Source organism: Pseudorhodoferax sp. Leaf267, assembly GCF_001422405.1.
Lineage (GTDB): Bacteria > Pseudomonadota > Gammaproteobacteria > Burkholderiales > Burkholderiaceae_C > Pseudorhodoferax.
This window is the reverse complement of sequence record NZ_LMMV01000001.1, coordinates 92444-115112: the sequence shown is the minus strand read 5'-3', so window position 1 is coordinate 115112 and position 22669 is coordinate 92444. Positions and strand designations below refer to the sequence as shown.

26 protein-coding genes are annotated in these 22669 nt (G+C 70.6%); 11 read left to right on the top strand and 15 right to left on the bottom strand.

Annotated features, from left to right (window positions below; all coding sequences use genetic code 11):
* Window positions 1–4: 4 nt before the first annotated feature.
* The 4 genes from ASF43_RS00550 to ASF43_RS00535 form a co-directional block, all read right to left on the bottom strand.
* Entirely contained in the window at window positions 5–724 is a 720-nt protein-coding gene (locus tag ASF43_RS00550) for an SDR family NAD(P)-dependent oxidoreductase (protein ID WP_056175218.1), read from the bottom strand.
* Window positions 721–1689 carry a tripartite tricarboxylate transporter substrate binding protein gene (locus ASF43_RS00545; RefSeq protein WP_056175216.1) on the bottom strand — a complete coding sequence of 323 codons (969 nt, stop codon included), beginning with the start codon at window positions 1687–1689 and terminating at the stop codon, window positions 721–723. The genes ASF43_RS00550 and ASF43_RS00545 overlap by 4 nt, the downstream gene beginning before the upstream one ends.
* Window positions 1690–1860: 171 nt before the next feature.
* Window positions 1861–2574: an SDR family NAD(P)-dependent oxidoreductase gene (locus ASF43_RS00540; RefSeq protein ID WP_056175213.1), complete on the bottom strand. Its 714-nt coding sequence runs from the start codon at window positions 2572–2574 to the stop codon at window positions 1861–1863.
* Window positions 2571–3098 (bottom strand): 2,4'-dihydroxyacetophenone dioxygenase family protein, encoded by a 528-nt coding sequence (locus ASF43_RS00535; protein ID WP_056175210.1) that lies wholly within the window; start codon window positions 3096–3098, stop codon window positions 2571–2573. The genes ASF43_RS00540 and ASF43_RS00535 overlap by 4 nt, the downstream gene beginning before the upstream one ends.
* A gap of 101 nt (window positions 3099–3199) precedes the next feature.
* Between ASF43_RS00535 and ASF43_RS00530 the strand changes: the two genes are divergently transcribed.
* Both ASF43_RS00530 and ASF43_RS00525 read left to right on the top strand, forming a co-directional pair.
* Window positions 3200–4387 (top strand): PLP-dependent aspartate aminotransferase family protein, encoded by a 1188-nt coding sequence (locus ASF43_RS00530; RefSeq protein WP_056175205.1) that lies wholly within the window; start codon window positions 3200–3202, stop codon window positions 4385–4387.
* 107 nt (window positions 4388–4494) lie between these two features.
* Window positions 4495–5271, top strand: coding sequence for a DUF3750 domain-containing protein (locus ASF43_RS00525; RefSeq protein ID WP_056175202.1), 777 nt, complete (start codon window positions 4495–4497; stop codon window positions 5269–5271).
* 59 nt (window positions 5272–5330) lie between these two features.
* Here the strand turns inward: ASF43_RS00525 and ASF43_RS00520 are convergent, their stop codons facing one another.
* Window positions 5331–6533, bottom strand: coding sequence for an MFS transporter (locus ASF43_RS00520; RefSeq protein WP_056175200.1), 1203 nt, complete (start codon window positions 6531–6533; stop codon window positions 5331–5333).
* A 229-nt stretch (window positions 6534–6762) separates the two neighbouring features.
* On the opposite strand from ASF43_RS00520, the gene ASF43_RS00515 reads away from it, so the two are divergent.
* From ASF43_RS00515 to ASF43_RS00505, 3 genes are read left to right on the top strand one after another with little or no spacing between them, the layout of a single operon-like run.
* Complete coding sequence (locus ASF43_RS00515) at window positions 6763–7491, top strand: SDR family oxidoreductase (RefSeq protein ID WP_056175196.1); 729 nt, start codon at window positions 6763–6765, stop codon at window positions 7489–7491.
* A gap of 22 nt (window positions 7492–7513) precedes the next feature.
* Complete coding sequence (locus ASF43_RS00510; RefSeq protein WP_082497524.1) at window positions 7514–7738, top strand: type II toxin-antitoxin system RelE/ParE family toxin; 225 nt, start codon at window positions 7514–7516, stop codon at window positions 7736–7738.
* A complete protein-coding gene (locus tag ASF43_RS00505) occupies window positions 7722–8036 on the top strand; it encodes a DNA-binding transcriptional regulator (protein ID WP_056175189.1) in 315 nt (104 codons plus the stop codon). Before ASF43_RS00510 ends, ASF43_RS00505 begins: the two co-directional genes overlap by 17 nt.
* A gap of 39 nt (window positions 8037–8075) precedes the next feature.
* Here ASF43_RS00505 and ASF43_RS00500 read toward each other — a convergent pair whose 3' ends face one another.
* Both ASF43_RS00500 and ASF43_RS00495 read right to left on the bottom strand, forming a co-directional pair.
* A complete protein-coding gene (locus ASF43_RS00500; protein ID WP_056175186.1) occupies window positions 8076–9305 on the bottom strand; it encodes a CaiB/BaiF CoA-transferase family protein in 1230 nt (409 codons plus the stop codon).
* Window positions 9305–9940, bottom strand: coding sequence for a 2-hydroxychromene-2-carboxylate isomerase (locus ASF43_RS00495; protein ID WP_162241746.1), 636 nt, complete (start codon window positions 9938–9940; stop codon window positions 9305–9307). Before ASF43_RS00495 ends, ASF43_RS00500 begins: the two co-directional genes overlap by 1 nt.
* Before the next feature lie 201 nt (window positions 9941–10141).
* Here ASF43_RS00495 and ASF43_RS00490 point away from each other — a divergent pair, with 201 nt between their 5' ends.
* On the top strand, window positions 10142–11128 hold the full coding sequence (locus ASF43_RS00490) for a tripartite tricarboxylate transporter substrate binding protein (RefSeq protein ID WP_082497653.1): 987 nt from the start codon (window positions 10142–10144) through the stop codon (window positions 11126–11128).
* Between the two features lie 39 nt (window positions 11129–11167).
* On the opposite strand, the gene ASF43_RS00485 is transcribed toward ASF43_RS00490, so the two are convergent.
* The 8 genes from ASF43_RS00485 to ASF43_RS00450 all read right to left on the bottom strand — a co-directional run bounded on the left by ASF43_RS00485 (window position 11168) and on the right by ASF43_RS00450 (window position 17704).
* A complete protein-coding gene (locus tag ASF43_RS00485; RefSeq protein ID WP_056175180.1) occupies window positions 11168–12121 on the bottom strand; it encodes a nitronate monooxygenase family protein in 954 nt (317 codons plus the stop codon).
* Window positions 12122–12156: 35 nt separating this feature from the next.
* Complete coding sequence (locus ASF43_RS00480) at window positions 12157–12597, bottom strand: PaaI family thioesterase (RefSeq protein ID WP_056175177.1); 441 nt, start codon at window positions 12595–12597, stop codon at window positions 12157–12159.
* Window positions 12594–14111: a class I adenylate-forming enzyme family protein gene (locus ASF43_RS00475; RefSeq protein ID WP_056175175.1), complete on the bottom strand. Its 1518-nt coding sequence runs from the start codon at window positions 14109–14111 to the stop codon at window positions 12594–12596. Before ASF43_RS00475 ends, ASF43_RS00480 begins: the two co-directional genes overlap by 4 nt.
* 16 nt (window positions 14112–14127) lie before the next feature.
* Entirely contained in the window at window positions 14128–14553 is a 426-nt protein-coding gene (locus ASF43_RS00470; protein WP_235578083.1) for a PaaI family thioesterase, read from the bottom strand.
* Between the two features lie 8 nt (window positions 14554–14561).
* A complete protein-coding gene (locus tag ASF43_RS00465) occupies window positions 14562–15542 on the bottom strand; it encodes a tripartite tricarboxylate transporter substrate binding protein (protein ID WP_056175170.1) in 981 nt (326 codons plus the stop codon).
* A gap of 87 nt (window positions 15543–15629) precedes the next feature.
* Window positions 15630–16052, bottom strand: a complete 423-nt coding sequence (locus ASF43_RS00460; protein WP_056175167.1) for a MaoC family dehydratase — start codon at window positions 16050–16052, stop codon at window positions 15630–15632.
* 13 nt (window positions 16053–16065) lie between these two features.
* A complete protein-coding gene (locus tag ASF43_RS00455) occupies window positions 16066–16509 on the bottom strand; it encodes a MaoC family dehydratase N-terminal domain-containing protein (protein WP_056175166.1) in 444 nt (147 codons plus the stop codon).
* Window positions 16510–16519: 10 nt separating this feature from the next.
* A complete protein-coding gene (locus ASF43_RS00450) occupies window positions 16520–17704 on the bottom strand; it encodes a lipid-transfer protein (protein WP_056175163.1) in 1185 nt (394 codons plus the stop codon).
* Between the two features lie 390 nt (window positions 17705–18094).
* Between ASF43_RS00450 and ASF43_RS30290 the strand changes: the two genes are divergently transcribed.
* The 5 genes from ASF43_RS30290 to tssB all read left to right on the top strand — a co-directional run bounded on the left by ASF43_RS30290 (window position 18095) and on the right by tssB (window position 22652).
* Window positions 18095–18307 carry a hypothetical protein gene (locus ASF43_RS30290; RefSeq protein WP_156373078.1) on the top strand — a complete coding sequence of 71 codons (213 nt, stop codon included), beginning with the start codon at window positions 18095–18097 and terminating at the stop codon, window positions 18305–18307.
* A gap of 183 nt (window positions 18308–18490) precedes the next feature.
* Window positions 18491–19177 carry a response regulator transcription factor gene (locus ASF43_RS00445; RefSeq protein WP_056175160.1) on the top strand — a complete coding sequence of 229 codons (687 nt, stop codon included), beginning with the start codon at window positions 18491–18493 and terminating at the stop codon, window positions 19175–19177.
* Between the two features lie 25 nt (window positions 19178–19202).
* Complete coding sequence (locus ASF43_RS00440; protein WP_082497521.1) at window positions 19203–20996, top strand: hybrid sensor histidine kinase/response regulator; 1794 nt, start codon at window positions 19203–19205, stop codon at window positions 20994–20996.
* 100 nt (window positions 20997–21096) lie between these two features.
* Window positions 21097–22092, top strand: a complete 996-nt coding sequence (gene tssA, locus ASF43_RS00435) for a type VI secretion system protein TssA (protein WP_056175156.1) — start codon at window positions 21097–21099, stop codon at window positions 22090–22092.
* A gap of 32 nt (window positions 22093–22124) precedes the next feature.
* Window positions 22125–22652: a type VI secretion system contractile sheath small subunit gene (gene tssB, locus ASF43_RS00430; protein ID WP_056175153.1), complete on the top strand. Its 528-nt coding sequence runs from the start codon at window positions 22125–22127 to the stop codon at window positions 22650–22652.
* Window positions 22653–22669: the final 17 nt, after the last annotated feature.

Sequence of the window (22669 nt, the reverse complement as noted above, 5' to 3'; positions counted from 1 at the left end):
ACTGTCAAGACACCAGGTAGCCGCCGTCCACCGGCAGGATCACGCCGTTCATGAAGCTGGCCGCGGGCGTGCATAGGAACATGGCGGCGCGCGCCACGTCGTCGGGCGTGCCCCAGCGGCCCAGCGGCGTGCGCGCGAGGATGGGGCCGGCGCGGGCCGGGTCGTCCTGCAAGGCCTTGGTGAGCGGCGTGGCGATCCAGCCCGGCGCCACGGCGTTCACGCGGATGCCATCGGGCGCGTAGGCGATGGCCAGCGACTTGGTCAGCTGCGCCACGCCACCCTTGCTGGCCGCATAGCCCGGCACCAGGCCGCCGCCGAAGAAGCTCAGCATGGAGGCAGTGTTGACGATGCAGCCGCGCCGGGGCTTGAGCCGCTCGCGCACGGCCGTGCACACGCGCATGGTGCCGGTGAGGTTCACGCTCAGCACGCGCTCGAAGACTTCGAGGTCGTGCTCGGCGCCGCGCTGGATGATGCCGGCGCAGTTGAACACGATGTCGAGCTCGGGGATGTCGGCCAGCGCGTCCTGCAGGCTGGCGGCCGATGTCACGTCGCACTGGCGCACGTCCACGTTGGCCGCGAGCGTGCCGTCGCCAGGGCCCAGGCCCAGGGCCGTGGTCTCGGCGCCGAGGGCGGCCAGGTGGTTGGCGATGACGGCGCCGATGCCCTGCGTGGCACCGGCGACCAGCGCGCGCCTGCCCTGGAAAAGGTCTTGTTGGTAGGTCATCCTGCCTTGATCCCCAGCTTGGTGATGAGGGCCTTGAAGTACTCGTCGTCCTTCATGATCTTGGCCTTGAAGGCGGCATCGTCGGCGTAGACGAAGCCCAGGTTCTGCTTGTCCAGCGTCTCGCGGAAGCTGGGCTCGCTCGATGCCTTGAGCGCCAGGTCCTTGAGGTAGGCCACGACCTGCGGCGGCGTGTTCTTGGGTGCCGCGATGCCGCGCCAGGTGCCGATCACGAGGTCGATGCCGCGCTCCTTGAGCGTGGGCACCTTCTCGAAGCCCTTGACGCGCTGCTCGGCCATCACGGCCAGGGTCTTGAGCTTGCCGGCCTGCACATGGGTGGTGACCTCGGCCGGGCTCACGGCCACGGCGTCGATGTGGCCGCCCAGCAGCGCCAGCACGCCGGGGCCTGCACCCTGGAACGGCACGTGGTTGAACTTGACGCCGGCCTTGTCTTCCAACGCCGAGGCCGCCAGGTGCCAGATGGAGCCGGGGCCGGCGTTGCCCATGCCGAGCTTGCCGGGCTCCTTCCTGGCGGCGGCGAGGAACTCCTCCACCGTGTTCCACGGCGCGTCGGCGCGCACGGTGACGGCGGCCTGGTCGGCGTTGAGCTGGGCGATGGGCTGCAGATCATCGGCGTGGATCTTGCCCACGCCGATGTGGGCCAGCGTGGCCAGCTCTACCGTGATGACAGCCAGGCGGTAGCCGTCGGGCTTGGCGGCCATCACGTCCTGCCAGCCGATGGAGCCGCTGGCGCCGGGCTTGTTGACGATGATGAAGCTCTGCGAGGTGTGCTTGCGCGTGGCGTCGGCGAACGAGCGCGCGAGGGCATCCGTGCCGCCGCCGGGCTGGAATGGCACGACGAGCTCGATCGGCTTGTTCGGGAAGTCGGATTGCGCGAAGGCGGTGCCGGCCAGGAAGGGCACGGCGGCCAGGCCGGCGAATTGCCGGCGGTTCAGTGATGTGGACATGAAATGTCTCCAGTGAGTTTCAAGACAACAACGGGATGAGAAGAATTCGAAGCGCAACCGCACAACGGCGCGAGGCCAGCAGCCGCCGCGGAACCGGCTCTGCCGGGCCGCTGGCGGCGCCCCCTGCAAGGGGGTTGGCGGAGCGCGCAGCGCGGAGACTGGGGGTGTGCATTAGTACGTGGCGCGGCCGCCTGAGAGGTCGAAGACCGCGCCGGTGTTGAAGCTGCAGGAATCGGAGCAGAGCCAGGCCGCCATGGCGGCCACCTCGCCGGGCTCGCCCAGGCGCTGCATGGGGCTCTTGGCGACCATGGTCTGCACATGCTCGGGCGCCATCTGCGCCAGGATGGGCGTGCGCACAGCGGCCGGTGCGATGGCGTTGACCAGGATGCCGGTGGCGGCCAGTTCCTTGCCCAGCGACTTGGTCAGCGCCAGCACGCCGGCCTTGGCTGCGCTGTAGGCCGAGGCATTGGGCGTGCCCTCCTTGCCGGCCAGCGAGGCGATCAGAACGATGCGGCCGGTGCCGGCCGCGCGCATCAGCGGCACGACGGCGTGGCAGACGTTGAACGTGCCGCCCAGGTTCACGTCCACCACGCGGTGCCAGACTTCGGGGTCGAACGCGTCCAGCGCCATGGTGGGGCCGGTGAAGCCGGCGCTGTGCACCAGCAGGTCGATGCGGCCCCAGCGCTCGGCGGTCTGCTGCGCGGCGCGGGCCACGGCGGCGCCATCGGCCACGTCCACCTGCAGGTCGCCCTCGGCCGACAGGTCCCAGACCACCACGGTGGCGCCACTCTCGCGCAGCTGGCGCGCCACCTCGGCCCCGATGCCGCTGGCGCCGCCGGTCACGACAGCCACCTTGCCGCCGAAGTCGTACTTCGCCAGGCTCATCGAATGAACTGCTTCACGTAGTCCGCGCCCAGCCCTACTTCGTCGAAGTGCTTGCGGCACATGTCGATCTTGGTGAACACGTCCTCGTAGCCCATGCCCTTGCCATACGGGTCGGTGTAGTACATGACACCGTTGACCTGGAAGTAGGTGATCATTTCCTTCACGTCCTCGGGCACGTAGAGCGTGTGCGTCTCGCCCGGCGGCTCGAACACGTAGCCGCCCTCCTCGGCCCACCAGTCGTGCTCCAGGTACTTCCAGCGGCCTTTGAGCACGAAGCCGTGCACGGCCTGCGGATGGCGGTGCCGGCTCAGCACGCCGGACTTGCGCACGCGCAGCAGGTTCATCCAGTAGCCCTGGCTGGCGTTCAGGCACAGCGGGCGGAACCACACGTTCTCGGCCTGTGGCACCCACAGGCGCTCGTCCGTGGGGATCGCGTTGGGAATTACGATCTCGGGCAGCGCATCGGGTGGGTTGGGGTACTGGTACGGGGTCAGCGGCTCGGCATCGGGGCGGTCGACGGGCATAGGGCGTTTGTCCATATTGTGGTCAGTACGCCATCATATGGACAGTTTCAGAGTGCAGGACCTCGGGATTACCCGGCCCGGCCGTGCGCGATCATGGGCCCATGCACTCCGACTCCCTCCCCCCCTGGCACGACGCGACCCGCGTGCTGCATGGCGATGCCGGCCTGTCGCAGGACGCCGACGTCAGCCCCGCCATCCACTACAGCGCGACCTTCAAGGCGCGCGACGCGGCCGAGTTCGCCGAGATGGCCGGCACGCCGCGCCACCCCGCCTACTACACGCGCTACGGCAACCCCACGCACGCACGTGCCGCGGCAGTGGTGGCGGCGCTGGAAGGCACGCAGACCGCGCTGCTGACGGCCTCGGGCATGGGCGCCATCAGCACCACGGTGCTGGCGCTGGTGCAGGCCGGCGACCACGTGGTGGCGCAGACGCGGCACTACATGAGCACGGCCAAGCTGTTCGACGAGGTACTGCCGCGCTTCGGCGTGCAGGTCAGCATCGTCGAGCAGGCCGAGCTGCCAGCCATCGAGGCCGCGCTGCGCCCCAACACCCGGCTCATCATGCTGGAGACGCCCGCCAACCCCACGCTGGTGCTGACCGACCTGGCCGGCGTGGCGGCGCTGGCCCGGCCGCGCGGCATCATCACCATCGCCGACAACACCTTCGCCTCGCCGATCAACTGCAAGCCGCATGGTCTGGGCATCGACATCGTGGTGCACAGCGCCACCAAGTCATTGGGTGGCCACCACGACCTGACGGCCGGCGTGATCTGCTGTTCCGAAGCACTGGCCACGCGCATCTGGCCCATGCACACCACGCTGGGCGCGGTGCTCTCGCCCATGGACGCATGGCTGCTGCTGCGCGGGCTGCGCACGCTGCCCGTGCGCATGGAGCGCATCAACGCGAACGCGCTCGCGCTGGCGGGCTGGCTGGAGCAGCAGCCGCAGATCGAGCAGGTGCACTACCCGCTGCTGGCCAGCCATCCGCAGCACGCGCTGGCGCGGCGGCAGATGGCGGGCGGCGGGCCGGTCATCGCGTTCGCGCTGAACGGCGGCTACGAGGCGACCAGCCGCTTCGTCGCCTCGCTGGAGCTGGCAACGCAGGCCGTGAGCCTGGGCGGCGTCGAGACGCTGATCGTGCACACGGCCGCGATGTGGAGCGGCACCATGAGCGAGGCCCAGATGGCGGCGGCCGGCATCCCTCCGAACTTCGTGCGGCTGGCCGTCGGCATGGAGCACATCGACGACCTGCGGCGCGATTTCGCGCGCGCGCTGGGCCTGATGTAGCCGCCGCACGAGCGACGCAGGCCGCGCGACGCAGGCGCTATCCCCAGCATCCGCACGGCCATCGCCACCGCATGGGTTCACAGGCCAGGCGTGGGCATACTGGCGGCATGAAGATCGCCGCGTTCCGTCCCCGCTTGCGGCACCTGCGCTGGCTGCTTGCGCTGGTGGCCCTGTTGCTGCTCGGTCCACTGGGCGTGCTGGCGTCGGGCAAGCTGGACCTGCAGACGCCATGGCACAGCCGGCAACAGGGCAGCACGCAGCAGGCGCCCAGCGCGTTGGTGGAACGCGATGCCGTCGTGCAGGTCTACGGCGCGCGCATCGTGCGCTGGCGCGGCGCGTTCGGCATCCACCCCTGGATCGCCGTCAAGCGTGCGGGTGCCGACCGCTACACCACCTACCACATCATGGGCTGGCGTGCCCGCTACGGCGGCGATGCGCTGGTGTCGAACGAAGTCGATGCGCCAGACATCGAGTGGTACGGCGCCTACCCGCAGTTGCTGGTGGACCACCGGGGGCCTGCGGCCGAGGCCATGATCGACCGCATCGAGGCGGCGGTCGCCCGCTACCCCTGGGGCAACGAATACCGGCTGTGGCCCGGCCCGAACAGCAACACCTTCGTCGCGTGGATCGCACGCGAGGTGCCCGAGCTGCGGCTCGATCTGCCGCCCACCGCCATCGGCAAGGACTGGCTGGGGCCGACGACCTTCTTCGCCAGCGCGCCCAGCGGCACGGGCTGGCAGTTCTCGGTGCTGGGCCTGGCCGGCGCGACCGTGGCGCGCGTCGAGGGTGTCGAATTCAACCTGCTGGGCCTGGGGTTCGGTGTGGACGTGGACGATGTCGCCCTGCGCCTGCCCGGCTTCGGCAGGCTGCCGGGGCCGCTGTAGGCCCGGGCTGAAGCGCCGTCAGTCCCAGTGCGCACGGCCTTTCGCGTGAGAACGAAAGTTCAGTGCGCCAGGGGAATGGCGCTGCCGCCGCGCACGGGGATGCCCGCCCGCCGGTCCAGCGCCCCGCTCCACTGCGTGAGCGCCAGCGACACCAGCACCACGAGTGCGCCGATCCACGGCGTGTGCATGAGGCCCAGGTGCGTCACGATCAGGCCGCCCGCCCAGGCCGCGCCGGCAATGCCGAGGTTGAAGGCCGCGATGTTCAGGCCCGAAGCCACGTCCACCGCCTGCGGCGTGAAGCGCTCGGCCTGCTTGACCACGTAGACCTGCAACCCCGGCACGTTGCCGAACGCCACGGCGCCCCACAGCAGCACGGTGGCCAGCGCCAGCCACTTGTGCGGCGCCGTGAACTGCAGCAGCAACAGCACGGCCGCCAGCAACGCGAAGATGATGCGCAACGCCGGGATCGGCCCGAGGCGGTCGGCCAGCCGGCCACCCCAAATGTTGCCCACGGCCACCGACACGCCGTAGACCAGCATCACCCAGCCCACCGCGCCGGCCGAAAAGCCCGACACCTCGGTCAGCAGCGGCGCGAGGAACGTGAACGGGATGAAGGTGCCGCCGTAGCCGATCGCCGTCTTGGCATAGACCAGCAGCAGCCGCGGCTCGGCCAGCACCCTGGCCTGCTGCGCGAGCGAAGCCGGCGCCTGGTGGCGAATGCCTTTCGGAACGAAGACTGCGCTGCCCACGAAGGCGAGCACGCCGAGTGCCGACACCGCGAGGAAGGTCTCGCGCCAGCCGAAGTGCTGGCCGATGAAGGTGCCCAGCGGCACGCCGGTGACCAGCGCCACCGTCAGGCCCGTGAACATGATGGCGATCGCGCTGGCCGCCTTCTCGCGCGGGACCAGGCCGGTGGCGATGGTCGAGCCGATCGAGAAGAACACGCCGTGCGCCAGCCCGGTGAGGATGCGCGCGGCGATCAGCGACGCATAGCCCGGCGCCTGCCAGGCCAGCAGGTTGCCAGCCGTGAACAAGGCCATCAGCCCCAGCAGCAGCGCCTTGCGCGGCAGCTTGCCGGTGAGCGCGGTCAGCACCGGCGCGCCGATGGCCACGCCCAGCGCGTACAGGCTCACCAGCAGGCCGGCCGAGGGCAGCGAGACGGCCAGATCGGCCGCGATGGTGGGGATCAGGCCGACGACCACGAACTCTGTCGTGCCGATGGCGAATGCGCTGAGCGTCAGCGCGAGCAAGGCAATGGGCATGGATGCACTCCGGTGGGAACGGCTTGCAGTGTCGGCCGATCGCCCGTGCGGAAACACCCCTGGTTCTTCGAAAGACTGTTGACGCGGATGCAAGAGTCCAGCCACCGCGGCGCGCAGCAAAGTATTGGAGCGACACCGCTGGATACCGGGGCCGCCGGCGGCAATGGCTATCGTCTGCAGCGGCGCGTCCAACGCCTGCCGCGCCCAGGCATTCCAAGCGAGAACGAACATGAATGAACCATTGCAAGGCAAGGTCGCGGCCGTGACCGGTGCCGCGTCCGGCATCGGCCTGGCCAGCACCGAGGCCCTGCTGGCCGCCGGAGCCCGCGTCGTGATGGTCGACCGCGACCGCACCGCGCTGCAGGCCGCACGCGAGCGGCTCGGCGATGCCGTGGTGCCTCTGCCCATGGACCTGCTGGACCCCGCGGACTGCGCGACGCTGCTGCCCCAGGTGCTGGCGCTCGCCGGCCGGCTCGACATCCTGCATGCGAACGCGGGCAGCTACGTGGGCGGCGACCTGGTCGATGCCGACACCGCGGCCATGGACCGCATGCTGCACCTGAACATCAACGTCGTGATGAAGAACGTGCACGACGTGCTGCCGCACATGATCGCGCGCGGCAGCGGCGACATCGTCGTCACCAGCTCGCTGGCCGCGCACTTCCCCACGCCGTGGGAGCCGGTCTACGCTGCGTCCAAGTGGGCGGTCGACTGCTTCGTGCAGACCGTGCGCCGCCAGGTGTTCAAGCACGGCATCCGCGTGGGGGCCATCTCGCCCGGCCCCGTCATCAGCGCCCTGCTGGCCGACTGGCCGCCCGAGAAACTGCAGGAGGCGCGCGACTCCGGCAGCCTGCTGGAGGCGAGCGAAGTGGCCAACGTGGTGATCTTCATGCTGACCCGCCCGCGCGGCATGACGATCCGCGACGTGGTGATGTTGCCTACGAACTTCGATCTCTGAACGCGCCGAGTTCGCTTCGTTCATGGCTGCCTATCCGGACGCTGGTTCCGTGATCCGCGGCTCGGGCGGTGTCCGCAAGGTGCGTTGGTCGCGCGAAGGCACCGGCAAGTCGGGCGGCGTGCGCATCGTCTACCTCACCCGAAATCAAGTTGGCGAGGTCTACCTTCTGACGTTGTACGCCAAGTCGGAGTCAGAGAACATCTCGCTCAGCACCCTCAAGGAGATCCGTCGTGCCCTCGAAATCTAGGAAGCTCAGTGCCGCCGACATCACGGCTTTCGAAGCCCAACGCGACATCGGCGCGGAGATCCTCCAGTCCATCCAGGATATGAAGGCCGGCAAGGGCAAGGTCGTGGTGTCTTCCGCCACCGAGGCACGCGAAGCGACAGGGCTTTCGCAATCGCAGTTCGCCAGCCTGCTAGGCGTTTCCGTGCGGACGCTCCAGGGATGGGAGCAAGGCCGCAAGCAACCCAGCGGTGCGGCGCGCACTTTGTTGGCCATCGCTCGCACGAACCCAAAAGCTGTACTCGCGGTCTCGCAGCAGTGACGTTGCGGTGCAGCGTGTCACGCACTGCGCGGCTTTGATTCAAACAGGGCCGCCGAACTGCACGGCCGCACCCGACGCCAGCAGCGCGTCGATTGCCGCATCGGCATAGCCCAGCGACTGCAACAACTGCCGCGTGTGCTCGCCCAGCTGCCCCGCCGGCTGCGGCGCGGCGTCGGGCGCGCCACCGAAGCGCGCCGCCCCGCGCGCCAGCCGCACGCGGCCCAGGTCACCGTGCCGCACGGCATGCAGCAGCCGGTTGTGCACGACCTGCGGGTCGCCCGCCACCTCGTCACGCCGGTTCACGCGGCCGACCGGCACGCCGGCCTCGAAGAAGCGGGCCAGCACCTCGTCCGTCGTCAGCGCGGCGGCCAGCGGCGACAGCAGCGCGCGCATCTCGTTGCCGTGGCGCTGGCGGCCCGGTGTGGTGGAAAAGCGCGGGTCCTGCGCCATCTCGGGCCGGCCCAGCGCCTTGCACAGCGCGTTGAATTCCGACTGCTGGGCCGTGTTCGTGGCCACATGGCCGTCGCGCGTCTTCCACGGCACCTGGCCGACCAGGAACTCCGGCGACGCCGGCGGCGCATCGTCCAGGAACACGTGGTTGTACATGGCGTCGGGCCACTGGAATGCGATGGCCGCGTCCAGCATCGCCACCTGCACGTGGCGCCCGCGGCCATCGCGCTCGCGGGCGTACAGCGCGCTGCTGACGGCCTGCGCCGCCGTCAGCGCCGTGATCTTGTCGAACACCGCGCTGGGCAGCAGCATGGGCTCGCCGCTCTGCGGGTGCGCGTTCATCGCGCAAAAGCCCGAGCGCGCCTGCACCACGCCGTCGTACACGCGGGCGCCGGCGTCGGGCCCATCCGGCCCGTTGCCGTTGATCGTGAGGTAGACCAGCCGCGGGTTCAGCGCGCTGGTGGCCGCATACCCCAGGCCCAGCCGGTCCATGGCGCCGGGGCGCATGTTCTCGACCAGCACGTCGGCCTCGCGCACCAGGGCCAGCGCCACGTCGCGCGCCGCCGCCTGCTTGAGATCCAGCGCGATGCACTGCTTGCCGCGGTTGCTCGCGATGAACATGGCCGACATGCGGCCCTTGCCCGGGCCGATCAGCCGCGTGGTGTCGCCATCCGGCGTTTCCACCTTGATGACCTGCGCACCCTGCTCGGCCAGCATGGCCGCGGCAAGCGGGCCCGACAGCACGGCCGAGAAGTCGATGACCTTCAAGCCCGCCAGCGGCCCCGTGGCCCCGGCCTTCGCTGCGTGTTCCTGTGCCATCACCAGCCTCCCTTGCGCAGCCATTCGTCGACCATGGGCAACCGGTCCGAGCCCCAGAACAGTTCTTCGCCGATGCGCACCGTCGGCGTGCCCCACACGCCGGCCTGCACGGCCGCCTGCGTGGCGTCGCGCAGTGCCTGGCGTGCGGCCTCGCCCTGCGCCGCCTCGGCCAGGCCCGCCACGTCGGCGCCGACCGACGCGGCCAGCGCCACGCACTGGTCCACGGTGTTGGGCGAGTCGGTACGGGCATGGTGCGCGCGGAACACCTCCTTGGCGAACGGCCCGGCCACGGCGGGCTGCTCGGCCTGCAGCCACCAGAACATGCGGCTGGCCGTCACGCTGGAAAAGCCTGCCGTGGGCGCTGGCGCGTAAGGCAACGCCAATGCACGGGCCGAGCGGTGCACGTCGTTGCGCACGTAGGGGCCTTTGAGCGGCACGTCGGCCATGGCCTTGTCCTGGCCCAGATGGTCCTTCATCACCGCGCGCATGTGGAACGCATGCCAGTGCAGCGCGCGGCCATGGCGCGCGGCGATGTCCTCGATGCGCTCGGCCGCGAAGTAGCCGCAGGCGAGATGAAGTCGAAATAGAAATGCAGGTCCGTGGGCACGGTCGTCTCCCGGTTGAGGCCGGCGCATGCCACCGGCCTGTTGTGCCCGCAGCATGCCGATGCACGTGCCCAGCCGCAATGACTGCAGCGCCCAAAGCCGTTGACCCAAAGTGACAAACGCTCGCAACGCTGCGCATGAACGTTTCGGCCAATCGGCTGAACGCAATGGCCATTGCTGCGCATGCTGGGCGTCGCCACACTGCGCCGAACTTTCAAGAACGGAGACACCATGACCACCCCCGCCACGACCACCCGGCGCGCGCTGCTCGCCACCGGCGCCGGCCTGCTGGCCGCCGCGCACTGGCCCGCGCGGGCCCAGGCCTACCCCACGCGCCCCTTGCGCATCGTCGTGCCCTACACGCCCGGCGGCACGACCGACGTGCTGGCGCGGCTGATCGCGCTGCACCTGCAGGACAAGCTGGGCCAGCCCGTGGTCGTGGAGAACCGGCCCGGCGCCAGCGGCCTGCTCGGCAGCGACGTGGTGGCCAAGGCCGCACCCGACGGCTACACCCTGATGGTCACCATCACGGGCCTGGTGCAGAACGCGAGCCTGATGCCCAGCATGCCGTACGACCCGGTCAAGGACTTCCAGCCCGTGTCGCTGCTAGCCACGGCAGCCAGCGTGATGGTGGTGTCCTCCAGGCTCGCGGTGAAGGACGTGGCCGAGTTCGTCGCGCTCGTGAAGTCGCAGCCCGGCCGCCATGGCTACGGCAGCTACGGCGCGGGCACCACCTCGCACATCCTCGGCGCGCAACTGAACAAGACGGCGGCGCTGGACTTGACGCACGTGCCCTACAAGGGCGCGATGCCGGTCGTGAACGACCTGCTGGCCGGGCAGCTCAGCGTGGCCTTCCTGGACACCGGCACGTCGGCGCCCTTCATCACGTCCGGCAAGCTGCGCGCGCTGGCCGCCACCGGCAAGGAGCGGCTGGGCTTCGCGCCCGAGGTGCCGACCATGGCCGAACAGGGCTACGCGGGCTTCGACTGGTTCGGCTGGTTCGGTGCCTTCCTGCCCGCGGGCGTGCCGGCGCCCATCGTGCAGCGCCTGTCCCGCGAGATCCAGCAGGCCATGCACCTGCCCGAAGTGCGCGCCCGTGTGGAGGCCATGCGCGCCGTGCCCGTGGGCAGCGCAGCCGAATCGTTCACCGAGGTCGTGCGCAATGACGCGCCGATGTACGCCAGGATGATCCGCGACCTGAACATCCGGCTGGATTGAAGCGCAGGGCGCAGCAGCCGCTGCGCGCTGCGCCCTGGCCTACGCCGCCAGCGGAATCCGCTCCCGCGCCAGCACGTACTCGCGCGCCATGCGCTCGATGCGCGTGCCCACGGGCTCGATCGCCTGCACGTTGCCGATGCCCTGGCCGCAGCCCCAGATGTCCTTCCACGGCTTGCGCGTGCTGCCGAAGTTCATCTTGCTCGGGTCGCTCTGCTCCAGGTTGTCCGGGTCCAGGCCGGCCTTGACGATGGACGGCTTGAGGTAGTTGCCGTGCACGCCCGTGAACAGGTTCGAGTAGACGATGTCGTCGCTGTCGCTCTCCACGATCATGCGCTTGTAGGCCTCGTCGGCGCGCGCCTCTTCGGTGGCGATGAAGGCCGAGCCGATGTAGGCCAGGTCGGCGCCCATGGCCTGCGCGGCCAGCACCGCGCCGCCGCTGGCGATCGAGCCCGACAGCGCCAGCGGCCCGTCGAACCAGGCGCGAATTTCCTGGATCAATGCGAACGGGCTCTTCACGCCCGCATGGCCGCCGGCACCGGCCGCCACGGCCACCAGGCCGTCCGCGCCCTTCTCCACCGCCTTGTGCGCGAAGCGGTTGTTGATCACGTCGTGCAGCACGATGCCGCCCCAGGCGTGCGCGGCCTGGTTGATCTCCTCGCGCGCGCCCAGCGAGGTGATGATGAGCGGCACCTTGTACTTGGCGCACATGGCCATGTCATCGTCCAGCCGGTCGTTGCTCTTGTGCACGATCTGGTTGATTGCGAACGGCGCGGCCGGCGACTCGGGGTGGGCCCGGTCGTGCGCGGCCAGGGCCTCGGTGATCTCGGCCAGCCACTCGTCGAGCAGCGAGGCCGGGCGCGCATTCAGCGCCGGCATCGAGCCGACGATGCCGGCCTTGCACTGCGCAATCACCAGGCGCGGCACGCTGATGATGAACAGCGGCGCGGCCACGATGGGCAGGCGCAGCTTGTCGAAGATGGGGGGCAGGCTCATGGTGTCGTCTCCTTGGAATGAATCGGATGGCCGCGTCAGGGCGCGGCCGGCAGCGGCAGGTAGCGAAACGAGCCCAGCGCGCTGGCGACCAGCTCGCCCTGCGCGTCAAGCGCTTGCGCGGCGCACGAGACCACGCCATCGTTCACCTCCAGCGCCTGGCCGTCGACCACGACGCGGCCCAGGCCGGGCCGCAGGAAGCTGCTGTTCATGTTCAGCGTGACGGCCGTCTTGGTGAAGTCCACCAGCGACACGGCCGCACTGGCCATCGCCACGTCCAGCATGGTCAGGATCACGCCGCCATGCACCGCGCCGATCACGTTCTGCAGCTCGGGCCGCGCCTCGATCACCAGGCGCGCCTGGCCGCCGTGCGAGAACTCGCGCTGCACGCCCAGCATGCGTGTGAACGGCACGCGGGCGTAGGCGTTGCGCCGCGCCTCGGCCTGCGCGTCGCTGTCGGCCTGCGTGTCCGACGTCATGCCGCGTGCGCCGCGCGCAGCGTGGTCTTGAGCACCTTGCCGGCCGCGCTCATCGGCAGGGCGGGCGTGAAGCTGATGCTGCGCGGGATCTTGTAACCCGCCAGCGACTGGCGGCACCAGGCCTTGAGCTCCGTGTCCAGTGGCTCGGCCGCCGCAGCACCCGGCCGCACGACGATGACAGCGTGCACGGCCTCGCCCCAGCGCGCGTCGGGCACGCCGATCACGGCCGCGTCCATCACGGCCGGATGGCTGCGCAGCGCGGCCTCGACCTCGGCCGAATACACGTTCTCGCCGCCCGAGATGATCATGTCCTTGAGCCGGTCGGCGATGAAGAGGTAGCCCTCCTCGTCCATGCGCGCGCCGTCGCCCGTGCGCAGCCAGCCGCCCTGCATCGCCTGGGCCGTGGCCTCGGGCAGGTTCCAGTAGCCGCTGGTGACCATGGGGCCGCGGATCACGATCTCGCCCACGGTGCCGCGCGGCAGCTCGTGGCCGGACTCGTCGACGACGCGGATCTCCGCGCCCAGGCCGGGCCGGCCCACCGAGCGCCAGCGGTCGCTGTCGCGCGCGGCGCCGCGGTGGTTGGCAGGTGGGTTGATGCAGGCCGCGCCCGCCGTCTCGGTCATGCCGTAGGCCTGGAAGAACTCGGCCTGCGGCCAGGTCTGCAGGGCGCGGTCCAGCAGGTCCGGTGGCATGGGCGCGGCGCCGAACGCGATGCGGTTGAGCGACTGCACGCGCGTGGCGTCGAAGCCCGGCATGTCCAGCAGCGCCTGCAGCATGCTGGGCACCATGATGGTGTCGGTGATGCCGTGCTGCGCGATGGCGCTGGCGACCAGGTCGGGCCGGAAGTTCGGCATCGTGATGCAGGCGCCGCCGACCAGCGACTGGCCGACCAGGCGGCCCAGCCCGGCCACATGGAACAGCGGCGCCACCAGCAGCGAGACACCATTCGGGTCGTTCGGCAGCTCTGCCGCGCGCGTCATCGAGGCGGCCCAGAAGTTCGCATGCGACAGCATCACGCCCTTGGACCGGCCCGTCGTGCCGCCCGTGTACAGCAGCGCGGCCAGCGCGTCGCCACCGGTGCGGCTGTCGGGCAGCGGCGCCAGCGCGGCGGCTTCGGCGGCCAAGGCGTCGCAGTGCAGCGTGGGCAGCAGCGCGTCCAGCCCCGGCAGCGCGCCGGCCAGTTCGGCGTCGGCCACCAGCAGCCTGGCGCCCGAGTCGGCCAGGGCATGGCGCAGCTCGGCCAGGCTCCAGCGCGTGTTCAGCGGGCTGGCCACGGCCCCCAGCCACCAGCAGGCCCACAGCAGCACGATGAGCTGGTCGTTGTTGGGTGCCAGCAGCGCCACGCGGTCGCCGGCCTGCACGCCGCGCGCCTGCAACGCGGCGGCATGGCGGGCCACGGTGGCCTGCAGTTCGGCGAAGGTCAGCGCGCGTTGGCCGTCCGCGCCCAGGTGGCGCAGCGCGGTCTTGTGGGGGTGGCGTTGCACGGCGCGGTGCAGGCCCTGGGTCAGGTACATGGTGTCTCCGTCAGGTTCAGGCCGATGCGTCGGCCGGTGCGCGGTAGCGGAAGGTGCCCATGGCCTTGGCGACCACGACGCCCGTGCCGTCCACGATCTCGGCTTCGCAGAAGCACACGGACTTGCCGCCGCCCGTGGTGCGCCCGGTGGCCACTAGGTGGCCCGACACGGGCCGCATGAAGCCGATGTGCATGTCGATGGTCACGACCTCGCGTGCGTAGGCGATGCGGCTCAGCGCGGCATGGGCCATGGCGCTGTCCAGCAGGCTCATGACCACGCCGCCGTGGCCGCTGCCGTGGTTGTTGCACAGCTCGGGGCGCAGCGCCAGTTCCACCGTGGCCACGCCATCGTCGGCCGAGGTGCATTGCGCGTCCAGCAGCGCCATGAAGGGCACGTGGCGCGCGCGGCCGGCCACGGGGCGGGCCAGGAGGGTGTTGTCCATGGGCGCGTTCATTCCGGCTTGAATCCAATCTCGTCGAGCATCTGCTTTTCGCGCACGTACTGCGCCTGGGCGTAGGCCTGGTAGGCCGCGCCGTCCACGGGCCAGGGGGCCAGGTCGAAGTCGGCCACCAGGCGCTGGTAGGCCGGGCTGTCCATTCCCTTGCGCAGCGCGGCCTGCAGGCGGGCCGAGACCTTGGGGTCCAGGTTCTTCGGCGCCACGAACCCCAGCGGCGACTGCACGACCAGGTCGTAGCCCGACTCCTTGACCGTGGGCACCTGCGGCCAGCGGGCCAGGCGCTTTTCGGTGAACGTGGCCAGCACGCGCACCTTGCCGCCGATGGCCATCGCGCCGAAGCCCGGGTCGCCCGACACGTCGAGGTGGTGGCCGATCAGCGCGGTGAACTGCTCCGCGCCGCCCTTGTACGGCACGAAGTTGAACTTCACACCGGCCGCGCGCGCCAGCCGTTCGCCGTAGATGCGGTTGGCGCTGTTGCTGCCCGTGTTGCCCCAGCTCAGCTGGCCGGGCCGCGCCTTGGCATCGGCGATCAGGTCGGCCAGCGTCTTCCAGGGCGCGTCGGCTGCGACCACGATGCCGGTGGCCAGGCCCGCCATGCCCTGCACGTAGCTGAAGTCGGTGCGCGGGTCCCAGGCCGTCTTGAGCATGTGCGGCTGGCGGATCACGGTGTTGTGCATGATGCCCAGCGTGTAGCCGTCGGCATCGCCCATGGTGGTGAGGCTGGCCGTGCCGGTGACACCGCCCGCGCCGGCGCGGTGCATGATCACGAAGGGCTGGCCGATCTCCTGCGACGCGGCATCGGTCAGCGCGCGCACCACGGCGTCCATCATGCCGCCGGGCGGGAACGGCAGGATCACGGTGATGGGCTTGGTCGGGAATTCCTGCGCGCGCGCGCCCAGCGGCAGGCCGGCGGCGACGAGGGCCAGGGCACCGCGGCGCAAGGCTTCACGGCGGGTGGTGGTGGTGGCGTTCATCAGAGTCTCCTGGTGGCCGCGCTCGGGCGGCCTTGCTGTGGCTGGAACGAAAACGAGCGGCGCGGCGCGGTGCGGCCGCGCCATGGATCAGGGCAGCGCGACCACGGCGTCGCCGCTCAGCTTCACTTGCCCGTCCTGGTTCACGGTCGACAGCTCAAGCCGCACGCGGCGCTCGCCGTCGGCCTCGAACTTCTCGACCACGCGGCCCTGGCAGCGCACGCGGTCGCCCACATGCGTGATGGCCGCGAAGCGCACGCCGTAGTTGCGCAGCGCCGAGGGCGGCACCCAGTTGGTCAGCAGCCGGCCCAGCCAGGCCATGGACAACATGCCGTGCGCAAACACGTCGGCCTGGCCTGCGCTGCGCGCGAAGTCGGTGTCCACGTGGATCGGGTTGTGGTCGCCCGAGGCGCCGCAGTACAGCGCCAGCGTGAGGCGCGAGACGGGCTCGGTCTCGAAGGCCGGCAGCGCGTCGCCGACCTGCACGTCGTCGAACTTCAGATGGGTGCTCATGGTCCTGTCTCCTTCAGCCGTTGCGCAGCACGGACACGCAGCGCAGCTCGGCCACGGGCGTGCCGTGCTGGTTCTGCACGTGCGTGCGGCGCACGACGAATTCCAGCGCGCCGCCCTTCTTGTCGTAGATGTCCTCGATGCGCTGCGTGAAGCGCAGCGTGTCGCCGGCGTGCACGGGCGCGTGGTAGGTGAACTGCTGCTCGCCGTGCAGCAGGCGGCGGTAGTCCATGTTCAGCAGGTTGCGGATGGCGGCCGGGTCGGGCGATTCCATCTCCAGGCAGAACAGGAAGGTGGGCGGCGCCAGCAGGCCCGGGTGGCCCGCCGCGCGGGCCGCGGCCTCGTCGGTGTAGAGCGGGTCGGTCTGGCCCGTGGCCTTGGCGAAGAAGCGCAGGCGGCCGGCTTCGACAGGCACGTCGAAGGCAGGCAGCTGGTGGCCGATGTAGCTGCGGTCGATCATGGCTGCGCCCTCACACGCGTTCGTAGAGCGTGACGACGCAGGCGCCGCCCAGGCCCAGGTTGTGCTGCAGCGCGAGCCGCGCACCCTCGACCTGGCGCTGGTCGGCCTGGCCGCGCAGCTGCCACGTGAGCTCGGCGCACTGCGCCAGGCCCGTCGCGCCGAGCGGGTGGCCCTTGGACAGCAGGCCGCCCGAGGGGTTGGTGACCACGCGGCCGCCGTAGGTGTTGTCGCCGTCCAGGATGAATTTCTCGGCCGTGCCTTCAGGCGTCAGGCCCAGGCCTTCGTAGGTGATGAGCTCGTTGGCGGTGAAACAGTCGTGCAGCTCCACCACGTCCACATCCTCCGGGCCGATGCCGGCGGCCTCGTAGACCTGGCGCGCGGCGGCGGCCGTCATGTCGTAGCCCACCACCTTGCGCATGTCGTGTGCCTCGAAGGTGCTGGGTGTGTCGGTCGTCATGGCCTGCGCGGCGATCGCCACCTGCATCTGGATGCCGTGCTTGCGCGCGAAGTCTTCCGAGCACAGCACGACCGCGGCGGCGCCGCAGGTGGGCGGGCAGCACTGCAGCCGCGTGAGCGGGTCGAAGACCTTGGGCGAGGCCATGACCTCGTCCAGCGTCACGGTGTCGCGGAACACGGCCAGCGGGTTGCGCGCCGCATGCTGGCGCGCCTTGACCGAGATGCGGCCGAAGGTGTCGGCGCGGATGCCGTATTCCTTCATGTAGTCGCGGCCCGCGCCGCCGAAGAACTGCGAGGCGCGCGGCGCGGCCGGGTCGTAGCCCTGGATGGAGGCCATCTCGTCGGCGAAGCGCGCCATGGGCGAAGGCCGGTCGTCGTAGGCGCCCTTCAACGCGCCCGGCACCATCTGCTCGAAGCCCAGTGCGATGGCGCACTCGACCATGCCGCTCTCCACGGCCTGGCGCGCCAGATACAGGCCGCTGGAGCCGCTGGAGCAGTTGTTGTTGAGGTTGAACACCGGGACTCCCGTGAGGCCCACGCGGTAGATGGCGGCCTGGCCGGCCGTGGAGTCGCCGTAGACGTAGGTCACGTAGGCCTGCTGCACTTCGGAATACGGCACGCGCGCGTCCTCCAGCGCCAGCTTGGCGGCGCGCTCGCCCATCACCAGGTAGGGGTCGCTCTTGCCGGGCTTGGCGAACGGGATCATGCCGACACCGGCGACGAAGACTTTGCGTTTCATGTGTGCTCCTGATGGGTGTTCCGGGGTCCGCAGGCGCAGGCGAGCGGGTCGCCCGCAGCCCGGCGGCCGCTGGCAGAAAGTTTAGGCAGCGCCTGCGCGGTGGCCCATGGCCGAAGCGCTGATTCGCATTGGCCGCTTCGATCAGCCCGTGGCGCGACCCGGCGCAGGCATGTGCGTGCGGATGTCGCCCTGCACGTCGGCCGCGCAACAAATCAGCAACACGACAGATGCCATCGCACCGGCCGGCCCCGCGCCTGCCGGTGGCAGACTTCCCGCACGCATTTCATCCAAGAAGACCCACACGAAAGCGTTGTGCGCAATGCGACCGCCAGAGTCGCGTGACGCCGGGGCCGCGCCCACCGCAGCAGCCCGGCATCGGCAGGTCGAACCATGAACACAGACAACAACACGGGATCGAAGCGGTGGATGGTGCGTGCGGACCGGGAGAGCAACGGCCAGCGCATCGCCGTCTATGAGCTGGGGCCGTTCCGCTTCAGGACCTGGGCCCGCTGCGTGGCCTGGCTGGAGACCCGGCGGGCCGGCGCATGGACGCAGTGCTGCACCGTCGTGGACCTGCATGCGCGGCCCCCGGGCAGCAGCTGACACCATCGGCCACCGACGCCGCCCGCGCTGGCGCAGGGGGCATGCCGCAGACCGCTGGGATCCGGCGTGCTTATCCATCAAACTGATGTTGTCGTGCGCCGAAAGTCATTCCTAAGATGGCCCCAACCCGGCACAAAGTCATTTGACGTGCGGCGGCACCGGGGCCGTCGCCAGGAGAAGGCCATGGAACTGTTGCTGGATGCCCGTCCGTCCGAGTCGCCGATCGATGCCGCCGAAGGCCGGCCCACCACCCGCCGCATCCTGCTCGTGGACGATCACGAGCTCGTGCGTGCCGGCATCCGCACGCTGTACCCGATGCTGGGCGGCACGCGGATCGAGTGGCTGGAGGCCGCGACGCTGGACGAAGGCCTGCAGATCTACCGGGACCAGGGCCCCGTGGACGCCGTGCTGCTGGACTTGAACCTGGGCGACTGCAAGGGCCTGCAGGGCCTGCGCCGCTTCCTGCAGGCCTTCCCGGACGCACGCGTGGCCGTGTTCAGCGGCACGCAGGACGAGTTCGTCGTGCGCCAGGCCCGCGCGCTGGGCGCCGTGGGCTACGTGCCCAAGAGCGCACAGATGGACCAGCTGCGCGGCTCGCTCGAAGCGCTGCTCGGCGAGCCGCGCATGCGGCGCCAGGCGCCAGACGCCACGCTGTTCCCGCGCTTCCCCTCGTCGGCCATGTACGACCGGGTGGCCGAGCTGGGGCCGCGGCACCTGGACATCCTGGAGCTGGTGCTCTCGGGCTGCGGCAACCAGGAGATCAGCAACTCCACCGAGCTCTCGCTGGGCACGGTGAAGAACTATGTGTCCTCGCTGCTGCTGGCGCTGGACGTGCGCTCGCGTTCGCACATGATCAGCCTGTTCCGCTGAGAAACAGGCGGCGCCCGGTACCGCCATGCCGGATGCAGCCTTCGTCGCGGTGCATGCCCTGGCGCAGGACGCAGACGCAGCGCCCGCATCGCCGCCACCACGAGCACGCCGGCCCATGGCCGCGCGCCTGCGCGATGCCGGCGTGGACGAGGCCATGGCCGCCTGGCCCCTCGGCCTGGTCGCGGCGGGCCTGCTGGCCCTGGCCCAGGCCGCGCTGGGCGCACCCGGAATCCTGGCGCCGATGCTCGTCGGCGCGGCCATGGCCGCCGGCATCGCCGACGCACTGGTGGCACGCCATTGGCGCCGGCTCGGCACCCGCATGCGGCGCCAGCGCCGCGCCAGCCGCCACATCTGCACCGGCCTAACCGCCACCGCTGCGCTGCTGCTTGGCATCCTGCCCTGGCTGCAGCCATCGGCCCAGGCCCAGGCGCCGGGCGTCGCGCTGGCCGTGCTGGTTCTGGCGCCGCTGCTGGCGCTGTCGGTGGCGCCGCTCGGCCCGGCCGTGGCGTTACAGGCCGCCGTGCCCCTGTCGTTCGCGCTGGCCTTCGCGCAGCGCGGCGCGCTGGCGCCGATCGGCCTGCTGGCGGCCTGCATCGCCTGCACGGTGCTCACGCCGGCGGTGGCGCTGCAGGCGCACCGGCGCTGGCGGCGCCTCGCCCTGGCGCTGCTGCAGCGCGACGATGCACAGCGCGCGCAGGACCTGGCCCTGGCCGCCGCCCAGCAGGCCGACCGCGAGAAGAGCCGCTTCCTGGCCATCGCCAGCCACGACCTGCGCCAGCCCGTGCACGCCATCGGCCTGTTCGCAGCCACGCTGGACAAGCGGCTGGAGGGCTCGGCCGAGCAGCCCCTGGTGCGCAACCTGAACCGTGCCATCGCCGGGCTGGACCGCTCCTTCAACGTGATGCTGGACATCTCGCGGCTGGACGCCGGCGCGGTGGAGCCGCGCATCCAGAACTTCCGCCTGCGCGACCTGTTCCGCCGCCTGCACATGCACTACGCCGGCCAGGCCGAGCAGAAGGGGCTGGGCCTGCGCTTCTCGCCGGGCGGCAAGTCGGTCAACAGCGACCCGCAGCTGCTCGAACGCGTGCTGGGCAACCTGCTGCAGAACGCCATCCGCTACACGCAGGCCGGCGGCATCGTCGTCGTGGCGCGGACCACCGCATCGCACCTGCACGTGGAGGTGTGGGACACCGGCATCGGCATCGCCCCGGCCGACCTGCCGAAGATCTTCGACGAGTTCTACCAGGTGGCCGGCGGCCAGCGCGTGCGCTCGCAGGGGCTGGGCATGGGGCTGGCCATCGTCAAGCGGCTGGTGCGGCTGCTGGGGCACGAGCTGCAGGTCGCGTCGCGGCCCGGGCGCGGCACCATGTTCCGGCTGCGCATCGCGCGCGGCGGGCTGGACGGCATCGAGCGCATGACCGCCGCCGCCGACACGGTGCCCATGGGGCCGCTGCAGCCGCGCACCGTGCTCGTGCTGGACGATGAGGAGACGATCCGCGAAGGCCTGGGGATGCTGCTGCAGGAATGGGGCTACGACGTGATCGCAGCCGGCAGCATCGCCGAGGCGCTGCAGGGGCTGCGCCAGCTCGAATCGCCGCCCGACCTGATCCTGTCGGACCTGCACCTGGGCGAAGGGCCGGACGGCATCGCCGCGATCGGGGCCATCCGCCGCGAATGCGGCTGCGACGTGACGGCCATGCTGATCACGGGCGACACCACGGCCGCGGAAATGCGCCGCGCCACCGAGAGCGGCCACGCCGTGCTGTTCAAACCGGTGCAGCCGCGCAAGCTCTACGACGCATTGCTTGCGCTAGGTTGATGAAGGCGCGGGCCGCAAGGGTGCCCGACATGACTTTCGTCCGCTGTGCAAGCGCGCAGGCCGTCCTAAAGTGACCGCAACCCTTTCGCAGGACCACTGCATGCCCGAGTTCGACATCGAAGCGCTCCTCTCCCCCCTGCCCGGCGACGCGCCGTGCGGGCCGGACCTGGACCACGACGCCGCATTCCAGGCGCTGCAGGAGGCCGCCATCGGCAAACCCGAGCGGCAGTACGGCGAGAAGATCTACCCGGCCGAGCCGCCCGACTGGCGCCTGGTGCACCAGCATGCCCAGGCCCTGGCGCTGCGCTCGCGTGATCTGCGCGTGGCAGCCTGGCTCACGCGCAGTGCTGCCCACGAGCAGGGCCTGGTCGGCATGGTGCAAGGGCTGCAGCTGCTGCAGGGGCTGCTGGAGCGCCACTGGGCCCAGGTGCACCCCCAGCTCGACGCCAGCGACGACAACGACCCCACTGCGCGCATCAACGCGATCTGGCCGCTGCACAAGGAAGACGGCCTGGCCGACCTGCGCCGCGCCGCGCTGACGCGCGCACGCGGCGCCATCACCGTGCGCGACCTGGAGCTGGCGTTTGGCAACGCCAAGCCGCGCACGGGCGAATCCGTGCCCACCATCGAGGGCCTGACGCCCGCCGTGGCTGCGGCCCAGGCCCAGGTCCCCGCGCTGGCACAGGCCATGCAGGCCGGCCTGCTGGCCGTGCGCGGCATGGCGGCGGCGCTGGACCAGCACCTGGGCGGCGGCCGCTCGCCCGACCTCAAGCCGCTCATCGCGCTGCTGCAGGCCGTGGCCCTGGCCGGCGAGCAGGCGCAGGGCAGCACCACACCCGCCAACGCCCCGGCCCCCGGCGTGCCCGGCCAGCCCGTGGCAGCGCCGGCGCCCGGCAGCATCCAGTCGCGCGAGGACGCGATCCGCATGCTGCAGCGCGTCAGCGACTGGATCGAGAGCAACGAGCCGACCAACCCCGCCCCGCTGTTCATCAAGCGCGCGCAGCGCCTGATGACCAAGAACTTCCTCGAGATCATCCGCGACCTGATGCCAGACGGCGTGGGCCAGATCGAGAAGCTCGCCGGCAATCCCAAGTAAGACCGCCAGCCCACCGCCCCAAGGAGCCCAACATGGCCACCAGCAGTCAGAAGTTCATCGCCCGCAACCGCGCCCCGCGCGTGCAGATCGAGTACGACGTCGAGCTCTACGGGGCCGAGAAGAAGGTGCAGCTGCCCTTCGTGATGGGCGTGCTGTCCGACCTGTCGGGCAAGCCCGAAACCCCGTTGCCACCGGTCAACGAACGCAAGTTCATGGAGATCGATGTCGACAACTTCGACGCGCGCATGGAATCGATGAAGCCGCGCGTGTCCTTCCCCGTACCCAACACGCTGACCGGCCAGGGCAACCTGGCGGTGGAGCTCACGTTCAAGAACATGGACGACTTCTCGCCTGCCGCCGTGGCGCAGAAGGTCGATGGCCTCAAGCAGTTGCTCAAGGCGCGCCAGGAGTTGGCCAACCTGCTCACCTACATGGACGGCAAGACCGGCGCCGAGGAGCTGCTGGCCAAGGTGATGGCCGACCCGGCGCTGCTGGCCTCGCTGGCCGCCGCCAAGAAGCCCGAGGCCGCCGCTGCCGACAAGCCCGCCGACGCCGCCTGAACCCCATCACCTGCACC